15 protein-coding genes are annotated in these 17,005 nt (G+C 60.2%); 6 read left to right on the top strand and 9 right to left on the bottom strand.

Annotated elements, in window-relative coordinates; genetic code table 11:
- Nucleotides 1–308 precede the first annotated feature (308 nt).
- The 3 genes from IB254_RS04275 to IB254_RS04265 form a co-directional block, all read right to left on the bottom strand.
- The gene (locus tag IB254_RS04275) at nucleotides 309–1,811 is read right to left on the bottom strand and encodes an O-antigen ligase family protein (RefSeq protein WP_192416522.1); all 1,503 of its coding nucleotides are present in this window, start codon (nucleotides 1,809–1,811) and stop codon (nucleotides 309–311) included.
- A 504-nt stretch (nucleotides 1,812–2,315) separates the two neighbouring features.
- On the bottom strand, nucleotides 2,316–2,936 hold the full coding sequence (locus IB254_RS04270; RefSeq protein WP_192416521.1) for a LysE family translocator: 621 nt from the start codon (nucleotides 2,934–2,936) through the stop codon (nucleotides 2,316–2,318).
- Nucleotides 2,937–3,027: 91 nt separating this feature from the next.
- Complete coding sequence (locus tag IB254_RS04265) at nucleotides 3,028–3,924, bottom strand: DMT family transporter (RefSeq protein ID WP_192416520.1); 897 nt, start codon at nucleotides 3,922–3,924, stop codon at nucleotides 3,028–3,030.
- Between the two features lie 101 nt (nucleotides 3,925–4,025).
- On the opposite strand from IB254_RS04265, the gene IB254_RS04260 reads away from it, so the two are divergent.
- Complete coding sequence (locus tag IB254_RS04260; RefSeq protein ID WP_192416519.1) at nucleotides 4,026–5,357, top strand: PLP-dependent aminotransferase family protein; 1,332 nt, start codon at nucleotides 4,026–4,028, stop codon at nucleotides 5,355–5,357.
- A gap of 85 nt (nucleotides 5,358–5,442) precedes the next feature.
- A complete protein-coding gene (locus IB254_RS04255) occupies nucleotides 5,443–6,030 on the top strand; it encodes a LysE family translocator (protein WP_192227376.1) in 588 nt (195 codons plus the stop codon).
- Between the two features lie 8 nt (nucleotides 6,031–6,038).
- Here the strand turns inward: IB254_RS04255 and IB254_RS04250 are convergent, their stop codons facing one another.
- The 5 genes from IB254_RS04250 to IB254_RS04230 form a co-directional block, all read right to left on the bottom strand.
- The gene (locus IB254_RS04250) at nucleotides 6,039–6,872 is read right to left on the bottom strand and encodes an AraC family transcriptional regulator (protein WP_192416518.1); all 834 of its coding nucleotides are present in this window, start codon (nucleotides 6,870–6,872) and stop codon (nucleotides 6,039–6,041) included.
- 35 nt (nucleotides 6,873–6,907) lie between these two features.
- A complete protein-coding gene (locus IB254_RS04245; RefSeq protein WP_008038228.1) occupies nucleotides 6,908–7,411 on the bottom strand; it encodes a VOC family protein in 504 nt (167 codons plus the stop codon).
- Nucleotides 7,412–7,504: 93 nt separating this feature from the next.
- The gene (locus tag IB254_RS04240; protein ID WP_192416517.1) at nucleotides 7,505–9,997 is read right to left on the bottom strand and encodes a TonB-dependent siderophore receptor; all 2,493 of its coding nucleotides are present in this window, start codon (nucleotides 9,995–9,997) and stop codon (nucleotides 7,505–7,507) included.
- 103 nt (nucleotides 9,998–10,100) lie between these two features.
- Complete coding sequence (locus IB254_RS04235) at nucleotides 10,101–11,084, bottom strand: FecR domain-containing protein (RefSeq protein ID WP_192416516.1); 984 nt, start codon at nucleotides 11,082–11,084, stop codon at nucleotides 10,101–10,103.
- Between the two features lie 4 nt (nucleotides 11,085–11,088).
- Entirely contained in the window at nucleotides 11,089–11,613 is a 525-nt protein-coding gene (locus IB254_RS04230; protein ID WP_192416515.1) for a sigma-70 family RNA polymerase sigma factor, read from the bottom strand.
- A gap of 293 nt (nucleotides 11,614–11,906) precedes the next feature.
- On the opposite strand from IB254_RS04230, the gene IB254_RS04225 reads away from it, so the two are divergent.
- The gene (locus IB254_RS04225) at nucleotides 11,907–12,155 is read left to right on the top strand and encodes a transmembrane sensor/regulator PpyR (RefSeq protein ID WP_192416514.1); all 249 of its coding nucleotides are present in this window, start codon (nucleotides 11,907–11,909) and stop codon (nucleotides 12,153–12,155) included.
- 34 nt (nucleotides 12,156–12,189) lie between these two features.
- Here the strand turns inward: IB254_RS04225 and IB254_RS04220 are convergent, their stop codons facing one another.
- Entirely contained in the window at nucleotides 12,190–13,110 is a 921-nt protein-coding gene (locus IB254_RS04220) for a LysR family transcriptional regulator (protein WP_192416513.1), read from the bottom strand.
- Between the two features lie 113 nt (nucleotides 13,111–13,223).
- Here IB254_RS04220 and IB254_RS04215 point away from each other — a divergent pair, with 113 nt between their 5' ends.
- From IB254_RS04215 to IB254_RS04205, 3 genes are all read left to right on the top strand, one after another.
- Nucleotides 13,224–14,069 carry an oxidoreductase gene (locus IB254_RS04215; RefSeq protein WP_192416512.1) on the top strand — a complete coding sequence of 282 codons (846 nt, stop codon included), beginning with the start codon at nucleotides 13,224–13,226 and terminating at the stop codon, nucleotides 14,067–14,069.
- Nucleotides 14,070–14,365: 296 nt separating this feature from the next.
- Nucleotides 14,366–14,821 carry a (2Fe-2S)-binding protein gene (locus IB254_RS04210; protein ID WP_192227367.1) on the top strand — a complete coding sequence of 152 codons (456 nt, stop codon included), beginning with the start codon at nucleotides 14,366–14,368 and terminating at the stop codon, nucleotides 14,819–14,821.
- A 15-nt stretch (nucleotides 14,822–14,836) separates the two neighbouring features.
- Nucleotides 14,837–17,005, top strand: coding sequence for a xanthine dehydrogenase family protein molybdopterin-binding subunit (locus tag IB254_RS04205; protein ID WP_192416511.1), 2,169 nt, complete (start codon nucleotides 14,837–14,839; stop codon nucleotides 17,003–17,005).

The following is a 17,005-nucleotide window of genomic DNA, read 5'->3' as shown; positions in this document are numbered from 1 at the left end:
ATCATGAGGAGTCCTTTCAGGCATTCTTGGGAGCCCGGGAATCAGGGCGCGGGCAGAAGAAGATACCGACACACTCAGTTGCTGAATGTAGGAAAGTTCCTGAAATGGGTACTCCGCTTTCCCTGTATCAAGCGCCAGTGTCTGAAACCGCGGAGCAGCTATCAAAACCCTGGGCAGGTGGTAAGCGGAGGAGGAGCAAGGCGAGGCGAGGGGGGAGACACTATTATCGCGGCCCGGCGACGCCCAGGATTAAGGGCGTCGCGGTTTTCAATGCCGTGGACTCGAAAAACGTTGACCTGACCGCTTTTTTACAAAGCCACCTCTTCCTTGATAGAGGACTGGCTTTTGCGGCGATCGGCAAGTATCTGGGCAAATATGAGTCCCCAGATAACGGAAATCAAAAGATTGAAGGTGATGAGCCGGAAGACAGCGAAGAAAGCACCATAGACAGTCATGGTCAGTACGGCCGCACGGATAATGGTCCAGTGCGTCGACTCAGACTTGACCCAGGACAACCTGAAAAACAGCGGCCCGATCAGTACGACCGAATAAACAAGGAAGCCAGCGATGCCGCCGACCATCAAAATATAAAAAACCCAGTTGTGCACATAAGCAACCCATTTGGTTTGCCGCTCATTCTCAACGGTCTCCCACTGCATTTCGTGCTTGATACCCAGGCCGTTGCCTAATACGGGATGGCTGACAAACATGTTCCAGGCAATTTTGTACTCTACCAGTCTGGACGAAACGTTAAAGTCCAGTTTTTCTTTCAAGACAGGGTCTTTACTGTAGAACTCCTTCAGGTTGCCAGTTTTTATTTCTGTCAGTTGGTTCATTCGCCCGATCCATATGTCTTGCATGCCAGTGGCGAACATGAAGACCACGCCAGCTACGCCTAACGCTGCTCCAATTTTCACGACTTTAAGCCGCATTTCCTTGCGGAACATGAATATAAAAGCGGTAAACACAAAGGCGATGAGCAGCGAACTCATCAACATGCTTCGGGTGAAGGTGATCAGTACGGCGAACAGGCAGGTCAAGGCCATCAAAAAACCGATTGCGACGACACTTTTGCGGCGAGCCAGGGTCGCCAGGACGACGCCCAACACGACCCCGACGGGCAACAAGGCATCCGTTGCCTGCGCCACCACCATCGTCACCCTGTCGCGCATCGGGCCAAGGGCCTCGGAATATTGCAGGGCAGCAGTTTCGGACATTCTGACGACCTTGTCGTCTACTATCACCAGCCAGTAGGGTAGCCAGATGTCGTAGTAAAAATAGTAAAAAATAATATAGCCGGAGAACAGGAATATGAGTGTGGCAATGGACCCGCCGAGCCAACGTATCCTGCTCTCATCGTTGCCTACGAGTATCGCGACAGACAAAAAGTTATAAATGAAGAGAAACGGAATTGCGCCGCGCACCCAGTCGACCAACGGCACGTCGTTTTTTACCGCGACGAACAGGTTGACTGCCAATACAAACAATCCGACAAGTAATGCCAAGCCGAAATACTTGAGTGCCGCCTTGTTCGCAGATCGTGAAAGTTTTACCAGTACACCCACAAAGATGACGCCCAGTAGCAGGGCGAACGAAAGTTCGGTGATTCCGATGGTGGCAGGTGCCGGGGGCAGAGAGAACAGCAGGGGGAATAACGCGAGCATTCCCAGCCAGGGCGAAAACGCCGCCAGGATGATGAGTGAGCAAATCCCGGCGACACCCAGATAAAAAACAAAACCGTGTTCTTGTATCAGGCAAATAGCGGTAAGCGCTGCAACTGCAATTGTTGCGCTATTTTTATTAAAAATCATTTCTATTACCTTGATTACTTCCGTGTTAGTAAGGGGAGACCGCCTTGAGCGAGGGCCTGAAGCAGAACTTTTCAGTTCAGGCTGGTTCCATCGACTAAAAGCGAGAGCCAATCAAAACGATAATGCAGCTGGTTAACCTGGCATTGACAAAGTTCCGGAATCTCACTGTTGGCGGCCAAATTGCCGTTAAATCACCCGCCGAGAGGCTAGACTCGGTGGGGTTGTGGCGCTATGACCATAGGTCGGATCAATTCTGAAATATTTTGAAGCGAACATTCTAGCCAGTGTGCTGATGCAACGCGAGGGGTGTTATGGCTATTCGGGACGGGAGGTCAGGCGCGCAGTCCTTGTTCGGCTTTTGGAAATGCTCGGTTTGAAGCCGTGGCGAAGGACGTTACCGGGAGCTTGAATGCCTGGATGCGCGATGGACCTGAAATGAATGAATCCGTTTTTCGAGTGTTCGCTGTCGGCCTGGAGCAGACAAATCACCAGGCGTGAAACACTTCAACCACGGCGTGCCATCAGCAACACCGAAGCCGCCGCCGACAGCAACCCCGCACAGCAGCGATTGAAAATCCGCTTGCCCCGAGGTTTCGCAAACCAGCGGCGCATGTGCAGGCCCATGTAGGCGTAGGCGCCGATGGCGATCCATTCCAGGATCAGGAACAGCGCACCCAGCACCGCAAATTGCGGCGTCACGGCCCGGTTCGGGTCGACAAACTGCGGCAGGAATGCAGTGAAAATCAGGATCGCCTTCGGGTTGCCGGCGGCCACCAGGAACTCCTGCCGCGCCAATGTCAGCATCCCCGCCGGCGCGCCAGTCACAACGTTTTCAGCCCCCGGATCCGCGCGCCACAATTGCCAGGCGAGGTAGAACAGGTACGCCGCGCCGACAATCTTGATCCCGTAGAACAACAATTCCGACGTTTGCAACACCACCGCCAGACCCGCTGAGGCGAGTGCGATCATCCCGGCGAATGCCAGCAGTCGACCGATCCCGGCCACACACGCGGTGCGGTACCCGTAACGCGTCGAATTGCTGACCGACAGCAGGTTGTTCGGACCCGGTGCCATGTTCAGGGCGAAGCAGGCCGGGAGAAAAAGGGACAAGGTGGCGAGGTCCATGATCGGCTCCAGAAGCGAGAGCGATATTTTTATCACAGGTGCCGTGCGGCCCGACCCATACAGTGGCGAACGGCACGTCCCGTACAATCGCTTACTTCGCGAACTTCTTCGCCCCCGCCACACATAGAATCACCGCCACGGTTACCGCCAGCATGCCGATGCTGACCTGCTCGTGAAGCAAGGTCGCCGCCAACGCCAAGCCAAAGAACGGTTGCAGGAGCTGAAGCTGCCCGACCGCGGCAATCCCGCCCTGAGCCAGCCCGCGATACCAGAAAACGAAGCCGATCAGCATGCTGAACAGCGACACGTAACCCAGGCTGAACCAGGCCGGAGTGCTGATCCCGGAGAACGATGCGGGGGCGAGCCACCAGGTCAACAGCGCCATCACCGGTAGCGACAGCACCAGCGCCCAGCAAATCACCTGCCAGCCGCCCAGTGTTCTGGACAGTTTCGCCCCTTCGGCATAACCGAGGCCGCACGCGAGGATGGCCAGCAGCATCAGGATGTCGCCTTCAGGTGAGGCGGTCAGGCCTTGGGAGGCGGCAAATCCCACCACCAGCAGGCTGCCCAGCACCGAGAAAAACCAGAATACCGGCCGCGGCCGCTCACCACCGCGGATCACGCCGAACACGGCGGTCGCGAGCGGCAACAGGCCAACGAAGACGATGGAGTGCGCCGACGTCACGTATTGCAACGCCAGCGCCGTCAACAGTGGAAAGCCAACCACCACGCCCATGGCCACGATGAACAACGGCAGCAGTTGGCTCCTTGCAGGGCGTTTTTCCTTGAACAGCCACAGCATGCAAAGCGCCAGAACGCCGGCGATGGTTGCCCGGGCGACGGTCAGGAAAACCGGGTCGAACTCCAGCACTGCCACTCGAGTGGCCGGCAGCGAGCCGCTGAAGATCACTACGCCGATCAACCCGTTGACCCACCCGCTGGTGGTCTTTTCCCGGGGCTCGATATGCAGGTTCGATACGCGTTCCATTGAGGTCACACTCCATGATTGTTTTCGCGGCGGGTTGCCTTGAGCGCATCGTATGGCCGACTATAAAGACAATCAAAAAATTGTCATGGATACATCTCGAGATGCCGCGCTCCCGATACAAGTCGCTGGTTGACACCTTTGCCACTGATATCCGTTGCGGACGTTTGCCGCCGGGCACTCGCTTGCCCACGCACCGTCAGTTGGCCGAGTCAGAAGGGCTGGCCCTGGTCACGGCCAGCCGGGTATATGCAGAGCTTGAGGCGATGGGGCTGGTGAGTGGGGAAACCGGGCGGGGCACGTTCGTTCGGGAGACGTCGCTGCCGCCCGGCCATGGCGTTGATCAACCCGAAGTGGCGGCGGGCGTGATGGACCTGAATTTCAACTACCCCTCATTGCCTGGCCAGGCCGATCTGTTGCGCAACGCCTTGCGTCAGCTCGCGTTGTCCGGCGATCTGGAATCCCATCTGCGCTACCAGCCGCATGGCGGGCGCCTGCATGAGCGCGCGTCGGTCGCCAGCCATTTGCGCACGCGAGGGCTGAGCGTAGAGGCCGGGCAGGTATTGATCGTCAGCGGTGCCCAGCATGGCTTGGCGGTGACGATGATGGCGCTGCTGAAACCGGGCGATGTGATTGCGGCAGACGCGTTGACTTACTCGGGTTTCAAAGTACTGGCGCAAGCGTTGCACCTGGAAATCGTGCCCATTCCCGTCACCGAGACCGGCCCCGATCTCGATGCACTCGACACGCTCTGCCGGCGTCGTTCGGTGCGGGCCGTCTACACCATGCCGACCCTGCACAACCCGCTGGGCTGGGTGATGGACGCGGCGTGGCGGAACCAGCTCGTATCGATTGCGCGCGCCCACGATCTGTTGATCATCGAGGACGCCGCATACGCGTTTCTCGCCACTGACCCGCCACCACCAGTGGCCCAATTGGCGCCGGAAAGGACGGTCTACGTTTCAGGGTTTTCGAAGAACGTCGCCACCGGCTTGCGTGTCGGCTTCGTTGCCGCGCCGGCTGAAAAGGTGCCGGCACTGGAACGCGTGATCCGGGCGACCACCTGGAATACGCCTGGCGTGATGACCGCGATTGCCTGCGCATGGCTCGACGATGGAACCGTCAGCAAGCTTGAGGCGCAAAAGCGCGCGGACGCACAGGCTCGGCAAGCCCTGGCTGCGGAGCTTCTGAAAGGGCTGCCGTGCATCACTCATCCTTCTTCCTACTTTTTGTGGCTGCCTCTGGCGGAGGACGCCAGGGCGGACCAGATCGCCGTGGAGTTGATACAAGAGCAAGTGGCTGTTTCCACCGCCGAACCCTTTTCCGTCGCTGCCAATGCGCCCCATGCGATCCGATTGGCGCTGGGGTCGGTGGACATGGATTCTCTTCGGGCAGCGCTGATCAAGGTGAAGCGGGTGGTGGGCGCTTATTCCTAGAACGGTTGGGCAGTTTTCTTCAATACGCGGACCAGCCCGCGCCTTACCGTGAGGCCTGGTTCAACTGAATTGAAGAAGGTATGCAATGAGTCTGATTATTTCGATGGCGGCGTTTGCCCTGGTGGCCTCGATTACGCCGGGGCCGGTCAACATTGTGGCGTTGAGTTCCGGCGCGCAGTTCGGTTTTCGCGCCAGTCAGCGCCACGTGGCCGGCGCAACGCTGGGTTTTGTGTTGCTGCTGGTGTTGATGGGGTTGGGGCTGCATGAAGTGTTGCAGGCATGGCCGGCGCTGACGCGGGTGGTGCAACTGGCCGGTGTGGCGTTTCTGTTGTTCATGGCGTGGAAACTGGCGGCGGACAACGGGCAACTCGACGCGAAGGAGTCGGGGCGGGCGCCGTCGATGGTGTACGGCGCGGTCATGCAGTGGCTCAACCCGAAAGCCTGGCTGGCCTGCGTGGCCGGCATGGGCGCGTTCGTCGCGGATGGCGAGGCGCGGCTGGTCTGGCAGTTTGCCGCGGTTTATCTGGTGATCTGCTACCTGTCCGTCGGTTGCTGGGCGTACGCCGGGACTTTTCTGCGCGGCTATCTGAACAACCCGGCGGGGATGCGCGTGTTCAACCGGATCATGGCGCTGTTGCTGGCGATGAGTGCGATTTACCTGCTGCTGCCCTGATCGATCATTCAGCCGCGATACTGCCCCGGTGTCGCCGCCAGATGCTGTTTGAATGCCCGCTGAAAATGCGCCTGATCGGCAAACCCGGCTTCCAGCGCCACGTCGGCAATCAGCTTGCCGCTGCGCAGTCGATCCTGGGCAAACTGGATACGGCGGTTGACCAGAAATGCGTGGGGCGTCATGCCGTAATGCTGTTTGAAGGCGCGGATCAGGTAGGACGGTGACAGTTGCGCAGCGTCGCAAATATCTTCGAGCTTGAGCATTTTCGTGCAGTTGTCGCGAATGTAGTCAGCCGCGCGCTCCAGTTTGAAATTGGGCTCGCGCAGCGGTTGATCGCCGGGGTTGAGTCGTTGCTGCACCTCGGTGAAAAACTCGACCGCCGCGCTGTGTTTGCTCAGCACGTCCTGCTCGCTGTCGACCAGTGTTTCGAACAACGCCTTCAGGCCGGCAAACAGGCTGGCGTCAGACGTATGGGTGATGGAAAACCGCCGAAACGCCAAGTCGCTGCCGAACCCGAGCTGATGCTGCAAGTCGGTGAGCCACGGCGTATCGACGTACAGCATCAAGTACGACCACGGTTGGTCATTGATTGGATTGCAGGCGTGGACGTCGCCGGGATTCATCAGCACCACGGTGCCGGCGCTGACCTCAAACTCCGATTGTTCATGGATATAGGTACTGCGCCCGGCGGTAATCGCACCGATGGAAAAGTGCTCGTGAGCATGCCGGGTGTAACAGACCTCGCGCCCATCGGCGATGGAGCGGGCCTCAATGAAGGGCAGGGCATCGTCGCGCCAGAAGCGGGGGGCCTTGTCAGCGTCTTTGCCAGCGGTGGGCTTCATCGTCGGTGTCCTCGGCAGTTCAGCACCGGAGTGTATTAGCTCTCGCCGTCAAAGGCTCGTTGCAGTGCAGCGATATCGAGTTTTTTCATTTGCAGCATCGCCTCCATGGCGCGCTGTGATTTTGCCGTGTCGGGGTCTTTCATCATGTTCATCAGGGCGATCGGCACGATTTGCCACGACAGGCCGAATTTGTCCTTGAGCCAGCCGCATTGCTGGGCCTGAGGGACGCCCCCCGCGCTCAGGGCGCCCCAGAAGTGATCGACTTCCTCCTGGGTCTGGCAATTGACCTGAAACGAGATTGCCTCGCTGAACTTGAACATTGGGCCACCGTTGAGGCCGGTGAAACTCTGTCCGTCGAGCTCGAAGCTGACCGTCATGACCGAGCCTTCAGGGCGGCCATGCAAATCGAAACCGGCGTGGCCATAGTAGGTCGTGGCGGTGATTTTTGAATGATCGAACACCGAGCAGTAAAACTTCGCGGCTTCCTCCGCCTGATCGTCGAACCACAGGCAGGGCGTGAGCTTCTGAACGCGTTGCATAGCGGTAATCCTCTCCACGGTTCACTCGTGCTGAACTTTCAGCGTAGTCAGCCGGGAGGGGCTCGGAAGTACCGCAGATCGACAAGTTACCGATCAGAAATCCCAGCGGGTGGTCAGTTGCACGTTGCGAGGCTCGCCGTAGAACCCGGTGCCAAAGTTGCCGAGCCCGGTGTAATAGGTCTGGTCGAAGAGGTTCTTCACGTTCAGCGTGGTGCTCAGGTGGTCGTTGACGCGGTAACGCGCCATGACGTCCACCAGGGCATAGCTTTGCTGGGTGATTTTCGAAGACTGGCCGAAGTTGACCGGGTCGTCGGGGTTGGGCTGGAACACATTGCCGAAGAATTCGCTCTGCCAGTTCACCCCGCCGCCGACGGTGAGTTTTTCCAGTGCCCCTGACAGCCGGTAGGTGCTGAACACCCGAACCACTTGTTCCGGCGCGGTGGTTTGCAGGATCGAGCCATAGACGTAATCGCCCTTGGCATCGCGGGTGTGGTTGTAGCTGTAGCCGGCCGACAGATTCCAGCCTTCCATCACTTCACCCGCCACTTCGACTTCAAAGCCTTTGGTCGTGGCGCCTTGCACCGGGCGGTACACCGACTCGGTATCGACACCGCTGACGTACTCGGCGACGTTGTCTTGCTCGATGCGGAACACCGCGAAGCTGGCGTTCAAGCGCCCGTCAAGGAATTCGGCCTTGAGCCCGGCCTCGTAGCTGTCGCCTTGCACCGGGTCGAGCAGTTTGCGCTCGGCGTCCTTGCTCATCTGCGGCTGATAGATGCTGGTGTAGCTGGTGTACACCGACCAGATGTCGTCGAGGTCGTAGACCAGCCCGGCATACGGGGTGACCACGCCGGTCTGGCGATAGCTGTCGCGCACATCCTTGGTGGTCGGGGCGCTGTAGTCCAGCTCGTCGCTGGCGGTGAAGTGGCTGACCCGGGCGCCGAGGATCACCGCCAGGTCGTCGGTTGGCTTGAGCCGGGTGGCCAGGTAGGCACCGGTCTGGCGCTGGTCGATGTCGTTGTCGCCGACCTTGGCAATGTCCGGTTTCGCGAACTCGCCGCGCCAGTCGAAGATGCTGCCGTCGAGGGGCGGGTAGACCGAACCGTGCACCGGGATGTCCTGGCGGGTGTGCATCGACATGAAACCGGCGATCAACTCATGCTCGCGACCCAGCAGGCTGAACGGGCCGGTGAAATTGACGTCGAGGTTGTCCTGCAACTGATCGCCCTTGAACCGTCCCATGTACATGTACATGAACATGCCGTTGCCGGTGAGCGGGTCCGGATTGCCGCCGCTGGCCGAGGCGAGGAAGGTGTCGTGCTGGCGATGCTTGCGGTCGTAGCTGACCTTCAGCTTCCAGTCATTCACCAGTTGCTGTTCCACCGAGGCGAAGATCGTCTGGTTGGTGAAATCGCGCCGGCTCCAGTCGGTGGCCGGGTTGAACGAACGGGAAAAACGGGTGCGCGAACCGTCGCTGTTGTACATCGGGAAACCGGTCCAGCTGGCGCCACGGGAGCGGGTATTTTGCTGGTCGATACCGAAGGTCACGAGAGTGCCCGGCGTCAGGTCGGCTTCGAGGATGCCGTAGGCGATGTCGCGGGTGTTGCGGTAGTTGTCCAGGTACGCGCTACGGTCTTGATACGCCCCGACGAAACGCCCGCGCACGTTGCCGCTCTCCGTCAGTGGGCCAGCAATGTCGCCGGTGCTGCGATAGTTGTCCCAGGAGCTCACGGCGCCGGTGATCGAGGCCTTGAATGCTTTGGTTGGGCGCTTGCGGATCAGGTTGACCGTGGCAGATGGATCCCCCGAACCGGTCATCAGCCCGGTGGCGCCCTTGATGATCTCGACGCGGTCGAAGGTCGCCATGTCGGTGCTGGTGGTGCCGTAATCGTAGACGCCGTCGTAGTCGGTGTTGACGCCGTCGTACTGGAAGTTGGTGATCGGCAGGCCACGGCTGGAAAACTCCCAGCGCTCGCTGTCGTAGTTCTGCACACTGACGCCGGGCACGCGGCGCAGGGCGTCGGCGATGCTGGTGGAGCCTTGGTCGTCCAATTGCTGGCGGGTGATGACCGATACCGACTGCGGGGTTTCACGCAAGGACAGCGACAACCCGGTGGCTGAAGAGGTCGATCCGAGGGTGTAGGCGTGGCTGTCTTCGGTGATGGCGCCGAGCGCCTGGCCGGAAACGTTGGTGGTGCCCAGTTCCAGCGGCCCATCCGCTGCGGGGGCAACCTGCAGGACATAGCCGTGGTCGCCCTGAGGCTGGGCTTGCAAGCCACTGCCTTGCAACAGTCGCTGCAAGCCCTGTTGCACGGTGAATTCGCCTTCAAGCCCCGGGCTATATTTATCACTCGCAAGGTCGTTGCGGCCGGCGAGGAATATCCCCGCCTGTTCGGCGAAACGGTTGAGTGCGCTGACCAACGAGCCGGCAGCGATCGTGTAATAACGCTTCTGGCGGGTGGGCTGTTCACTGGTGCCGGCTGTTTCGGCGTGGGCGAGGGCCGGGGCAAGACTCAGCAGCGCGACCGGAAGGGCCAGTGCCAACGGACGCAAGGCAAAACGAGTGCGAGCGAAGGAGTCGCGCAAAAGGGTGTTCCCTGGAATCAGATCGAGCGGCAATTGAAGTGCTTCACAGGGTTAACCGAACGAAAAACCAAAAAGGGAACTGTGGCGTTGAAATGTTTTTGGTTCACGCTTTTGGCGCGACGTTGACCCACCAGTCCATGGTTTTTTCGACGCGTATCGGTAGCGCCGCTTCCAGCAGGCGCAAGGCTTGATCGGTGTCCTTGAGCGGAAACGAGCCCATCACCGGCAAACCGGCGATGGCCGGGTCGCACGCCAGATGCCCCGGTCGGTAGCGGCTCAATTCTTCGATCAACTGCCCCAGCGGCAGGTTGTCCGCCAGCAACAGACCACGGCGCCAGGCTTCGCGGCCCGCCGCTGCTTCGGTGGAAGGCGGCGTGTGGTTTTGCGTGAACGCCAATTGTCGTCCGGCCTCGACCACCTGCACCTGGCCCGCCGTGGTTCGAACTTCGACCGCGCCTTCGTAGACGTTCAGCAACGTCCGCTGTTGTTCCTGGCGCACGCTGAAACGAGTGCCGAGCGCGCGCATCCGGCCTTCGGTGGTTTGCACCAGAAACGCTCGGCTGCTGTCCTTGGCGGTATCGATCAACACTTCCCCGGCACTCAACAGCAGCAGGCGTTGCGAGGTGTCGAAACGCACATTCAGCGCGCTGAGGGCGTTGAGCCAGATGCGGCTGCCATCGCTCAGGAGGCTTTCCCGGGTTTCGCCGGTGCCCGTAGAAAGATCGGCGGTCCATCGGCCCAGAGCGTCCGGCAGCGAAGATTCCCGCCAGGCGTTCCAGCCCAGTAGCCCGCCCGATGCGAGAATGAGCAGGCTCTTGACTGTCTGCCGACGGCTGATCGGCGAGCGCGCGGTATTACGCAGCACAAGTCCGGCGGCCTGCGGGTGATCATCCTGTAGCGCGGCAAAGCGCTGGCCAACACGCTCGACATAGCGCCAGGCCGCCTGATGATCGCCACTTTGCGCCAGCCAGGCTTGCCAGCGCTGACGTTCCTGATCGCCCACATGCTGATCGTTGAGTTGCACATACCATTGCGCCGCTTGTTCGAGGCTGGCATGGCTGATCGAGTTTGAAGAACCGGCGGGCATGGCGCTACTCGATCAACAGGCCATCGAGTTCGGCCTCAAGCATCGCGCAGTGCATCAGCGCCTGTGCCAGGTACTTTTTCACCATGCGTTCGCACACACCGATTTCTTCGGCGATGGCGCGGTAGGGCAGGCCATGCAACTGGGCGAGGATGAACGCGTCGCGCACATTCTTTGGCAGGCGCAGCAGCATGGCGTCCACTTCATACAAGGTCTCGACGATGATTGCCCGTTGCTCCGGCGACGGTTGAACCGCCTGCGGGCGTGCAACCAGCGTTTCCAGCCACGCCTGTTCCAGCTGTCGACGGCGCCAGTGATCGATGCACAAGCCACGGGCAATGGTCGCCAGGTAGGAGCGCTCGCGACTTTCGCAATCGAACACTTGAGGGCGCTTGAGCACGCGGATAAAGGTGTCATGGGCCAGGTCGGCAGCATCGAACGCATTGCTCAAGCGCCGGCGCAGCAGCTCATGCAGCCAGCGGTGATGCGTGACGTAGAGGTTCTGAACGCTGGAAGAATCGGCGACCATCATCGTGAACAGATATCCATGGGCGGCGGGTGCCATTGGTGCAAATAAGAATTGGTCGCGATTAAAACAAAAGGTTTGGCTGCGTGCAAATGATATTGGTTTGCTTTTAGGGTGTGTGGACAGGTAGAAGGCCCTGGTGAAGTCAAATTGACTCTTGCCGTAGTCGTATTGACTGTTCTGGTGTCAGGTCAAATTGACTGCCTTCGTCGCAGCGTATTGATTTTTATAGTTTAAAAAGCTGGCACGAAACCTGAAGTAACAAACGTACAACTGGTCTGATTCGGGAGTACGGAAAAATGTTCGCTTACTTCAGCAATCCTCAGAAAGTCTTGCACCTGTCTGGCAACATGTTGGGCGCGGGCCTGGCGCTGTTGCTGGCAGGCATCTACGGCGCTTATCTCTACGCCGGACACCTGCCGATCGTGGTGTTGGTCGCGATGCATGCCATGACCATCATCGGACCTACCTTGATCAAGATCGGCTATGTCATGCGCCTGCTGGCTCAGCATCGGATGGGCAAAGGTTTGGTTACCGCAGCGGTTTGAGGCATCAGACCGACATTTTGTTTGTGCCGAGACGCTAGCCTCGTCCCAGACCACCCTGTTCGGCGATCCAGCGGGTGGCCAGGTCGATAAAGGCGCGCAATTTCGGTTGAGTCTGGGTTCTGCTGGGGAAGTACAGGTACAGCGCCGAACTCAGTGGCACGAACGGTTGCAACACCCGCACCAGTCGGCCGTCCGCCAACTCATCGGCGATTTCCAGATCGCAGGCATACGCCAGGCCCGAACCGCTACGGGCGGCCGCCACCAGCAACCTTCGGTCATTGACGATCACGCCGCCCTCGACACCCACCGTAAAATCGCGCCCCTCGCGGCGAAACTCCCAGCGGTGTGCGCTCCCCGAGGTCGAAAAGCGAAAGCCGATGCATTGATGACGGGTCAGGTCCTCAGGGCTGGCCGGTTTGCCTGCCTTGGCGAAGTACTCCGGCGCACCCACCACCGACCATTGCAGATCCGGCGTGAGGCGCACCGCGACCATGTCTTTTTCGATGGACTCGCCCAGGCGGATCCCGGCATCGAAGCCGCCAGCCATCAGGTCCACTGTGGCGTCATCGAGGGAGATGTCGAGGGTGACTTGCGGATAAGCCTCGCGAAACAGCGGAATCAGCGGCTCCATCAACAAGGCCCCGGACAGCCTCGGTGCGGTGAGGCGCAGCGTGCCCATGGGCTGATCGCGAAAGCCGCTGAGCACCGCCAGCGCTTCATCGATTTCACTGGCCGCAGGCCGCAACCGCGCAAACAGGCTGGCCCCGGCTTCAGTCAACGCCACTCGGCGTGTGGTGCGCTGGAACAGCAACACGCCCGTACGGCGCTCGAGCAATTTGATCGCATGGCTGACAGCGGTGGGGGTGACCGCCAACCGCGTCGCGGCGAGGGTGAAACTCTTGTGCTCGGCCACCGCCAGAAACTCGGTCAAGCCATCGAAAGGATCGTGATTCATCGCGGTGCCATTATGAAAGAGCGTTTCATAGTGCTTGTAACACGAGGGCATTTTTCCGGGCAATCTTCATGCGTACCTTGTGCCTACCCCCACTGCACACAAGGAACACGCTCATGACCATCTCCAATAACTTCAAACGTATCTGGCTCATCACAGGCGCTTCTCGCGGTATCGGCGCAAAAATCGCCGCCGCCGCGCTGGCCAACGGTGACGCGGTGGTTGCCACCGCCCGCGATGCCAACAGCATCACAAAGCGTTTTGGCGATCAACCCGGTTTGCTGACCGTCACCCTCGACGTCACTGACGAAGCGCAGGGCGTTGCGGTCGCCAAAGCCGCCATCGAGCACTTCGGCCGCATCGACGTGCTGGTCAACAACGCCGGTTTCGGTGTGCTCGGCGCAGTAGAAGAAGCCACTGCCGATGAAGTACGCCGCGTGTACGAAACCAATGTCTTCGGTTTGCTGAACGTCACTCGCGCCGTCCTGCCGCACATGCGCGCCGCTCGTAGCGGGCATGTGATCAACCTGTCATCGGTGGGGGGATACAGATCCGGGGCGGGATTCGGTGTTTACTGCTCGACCAAATTCGCCGTCGAAGGGTTGAGTGAAGCGCTGCACGCCGAGCTGGAGCCCCTGGGTGTCAAGGTCACCATCGTTGAACCGGGCTATTTCCGCACGGAGTTTCTCGAAGGCAATTCGCTGGTCGAATCGCCGTCCTCGATTGCCGACTACGACGGCACTGCAGGCGAAGTACGCAAGATTGCCAAGGCCGTGACCCTGAATCAGCCTGGTGATCCGGACAAACTGGCCCAGGTCATGATCACCCTGGTGGAAGCGCAAAAGGCACCGCTGCGCCTGCCGCTGGGCAGTGACTGCGTCGCGGCGATCGAAGCCAAGAACGCCTATGTCGCCGGTGAGTTGCAGGCCTGGCGCGAAGTGTCGGTGTCCACCGATTTCTAAGCCCCAACGCGACCTGTAGGAGCCAGCTTGCTGGCGAAGCGGCAGCGGCCATAAAACCGCTTCGCCAGCAAGCTGGCTCCTACAGGTTTGGGGTGGTTTTGAGAGTACCGGTGGTCGATGAACCGGTCTCGCCCGGCAATTTGCGCTTAGCTATAGGGATAACCCAAACAGCGCTACCTGTAGGAGCGAAGCTTGCTCGCGAAGGGGCCGTGTCATTTGACATGGAAGTCGTCTGTCACACCGCCTTCGCGAGCAAACTTCGCTTCTACATGCGCCGTGAGTCTGAGGAATTCGTCATGCTGACCCTCAACATCAATGGCAAGGATCAGGCACTGGATGTCCCTGCGGACATGCCGCTGCTTTGGGTCCTGCGCGATGTCGCGCACCTGACAGGCACCAAATTCGGTTGTGGTATTGCCCAGTGCGGCGCTTGCACCGTGCATGTCGACGGGGCGCCGCTGCGCTCCTGCATCACGCCCGCCACGGCGGTGGCCCACGGGCAAAAAATCCTCACCATTGAAGGCCTGTCCACCGACGGTTCGCACCCGGTGCAACAAGCCTGGGCCGAACTCGATGTGGTCCAGTGCGGCTACTGCCAGTCCGGGCAGATCATGTCGGCGGCGGCGCTGCTGGCGAAGATCCCCAAGCCTACTGACAGCGACATCGACCAGGCGCTCTCCGGCAACATCTGCCGCTGCGGCACCTACCCGAGGATTCGTGCCGCGATCAAACGCGCCGCCGACATCGGTTGACGGGAGTCATGCGCCATGAACAGCATCAATCCGTTATCGCGCCGTGGTTTTCTCAAGGGCAGCGCAGTGCTGGGCGGTGGGCTGGTGATCGCCTTTATCATCCCCGGCGCCCACCGTTTTGCCATGGGCGCCGAGAACCAGGGCAACGTCTTCGCGCCCAATGCATTTTTACGAATCGGTAACGACAACAGCGTCACCGTGCTGCTCGGCCATTCTGAAATGGGCCAGGGCATCTGGACCGGCCTGACCATGCTGATCGCCGAAGAACTGGACGCCGACTGGTCGAAAATCCGCGTCGAACACGCCCCTGCCTCGGCCGCCGACTATGGTCTGGCCGGGTTTGGCGGGATGCAAATCACTGGCGGTTCGACCTCGACCTGGATGGAATTCGATCGCTACCGTCAGGCGGGCGCGGCGGCGCGGTTGATGCTGATCGAAGCCGCCGCCAAGCGCTTCAATGTTGCGCCTTCGGAAATTCGCACCGAGTCGGGTGTGGTCATTGCCGGCGACAACCGCGCCACGTACGGCGAACTGGCCGATGACGCGGGAAAACTGCCTGCACCGGACCCGGCGTCGATCAAGTTCAAGGAGGCGAAAGACTGGAAGGTCATCGGTAAACCGACCAAACGCCTGGACACTCCGGAGAAAATCACCGGGCGAGCCAAATTCGGGATGGATGTGCAGTTCGACGGACTCATGACCGCGATGGTTGCCCGCGCACCGGTGTTCGGCGGCAGCGTCAAATCCTTTGAAGGCGCGCAAGCGCTGGAGATCCCGGGCGTGCACAAAGTGGTGCAGGTGCCGACGGGCGTCGCGGTGATTGCCGATCATTACTGGGCGGCGAAACTGGGGCGCGATGCGCTGAAGGTCGATTGGGATCCGGGGCCGAACACCGGGCTCGACAGCCAACATCTGCTGGAGAGCTTTCGCAAACTCGCCGCCACGCCGGGCACTTCGGCCAGCAAGGCCGGGGATGCGCAGGGCGCTTTGCGCAAGGCCGCGAAGGCGATTGACGTCGAGTACAGCGTGCCGTACCTGGCTCATGCGCCAATGGAACCGCTCAACTGCACGGTGAAAATCACCCAGGACAAATGCGAAATCTGGACCGGTACGCAGTTCCAGACGCTGGATCAGATGATCGCGGGAAAAATCACCGGGCTCAAACCCGAGCAGGTCGAGATTCATACCGAGTTTCTGGGCGGCGGTTTCGGCCGGCGGGCCAACCCGACTTCGGACTTTGTCGCTGAGGCCGTGGAGGTCGCGAAGGCGGCAGGCGGCCCGGTGAAAACGGTGTGGTCGCGTGAGGACGACATCCGCGGCGGCTATTACCGCTCGGCGTTCCTGCATCAGGCGCGTATCGGCCTGGATGCCAGTGGAATGCCGATTGCGTGGAAGCACGTGATGGTCGGGCAGTCGATCATGGACGGCACAGCGTTTGCGGCCACCATGGTCAAGGACGGTATCGACAAAACGTCGGTGGAAGGCGTTGTCGACAGCCCGTACATCGAGGACTTGGCCAATCATCAGGTGGAACTGCATTCGCCGAAAACCGGCATCACCGTGTTGTGGTTGCGTTCGGTCGGGCACACCCACACAGCGTTCGTGATGGAGTCGTTGATCGATGAGCTGGCCGAAGCGGCTGGCAAGGACCCGGTGGAGTACCGGCGAACCTTGCTCAAGGACCATGCGCGGCATCTGGGTGTGTTGAACCTGGCGGTCGAGAAGGCCAATTGGACAGCGCCATTACCGGATGGGCATGCACTGGGTGTTGCGGTGCATGAGTCGTTCGGCAGCTACGTCGCGCAGGTTGCCGAGGTGTCCCAGGACAACCTGAAGATCCGCGTGCACCGGGTGGTGTGCGCTGTGGACTGCGGGATTGCGGTCAACCCGATGAGCATCGCGGCGCAAATGGAGTCGGCCATCACCTTCGGCCTCGGCTTTACCCTGCACAGCAAACTGACCTTCAAGAATGGGCAGGTGGTGCAGTCCAATTACCACGACTATCAGGTGCTGCGCCTGAACGAAATGCCAGTGGTTGAAGTGCATATCGTGCCCAGCACCGACAAACCCGGCGGCATCGGTGAGGCTGGCGTGCCGCCCACGGCGCCAGCGGTGGCCAACGCAGTGTTTGCCCTGACCGGGCAACGGTTGCGCGAACTGCCCTTGCAACTGTCGGGGGTGTGA

It is taken from the genome of Pseudomonas sp. PDM03 (genome assembly GCF_014852385.1).
In the GTDB taxonomy this organism is placed as follows: domain Bacteria; phylum Pseudomonadota; class Gammaproteobacteria; order Pseudomonadales; family Pseudomonadaceae; genus Aquipseudomonas; species Aquipseudomonas migulae.
The sequence above is the reverse complement of the archived record's forward strand: the minus strand, read 5'-3'. Positions and strand labels throughout refer to the sequence as shown.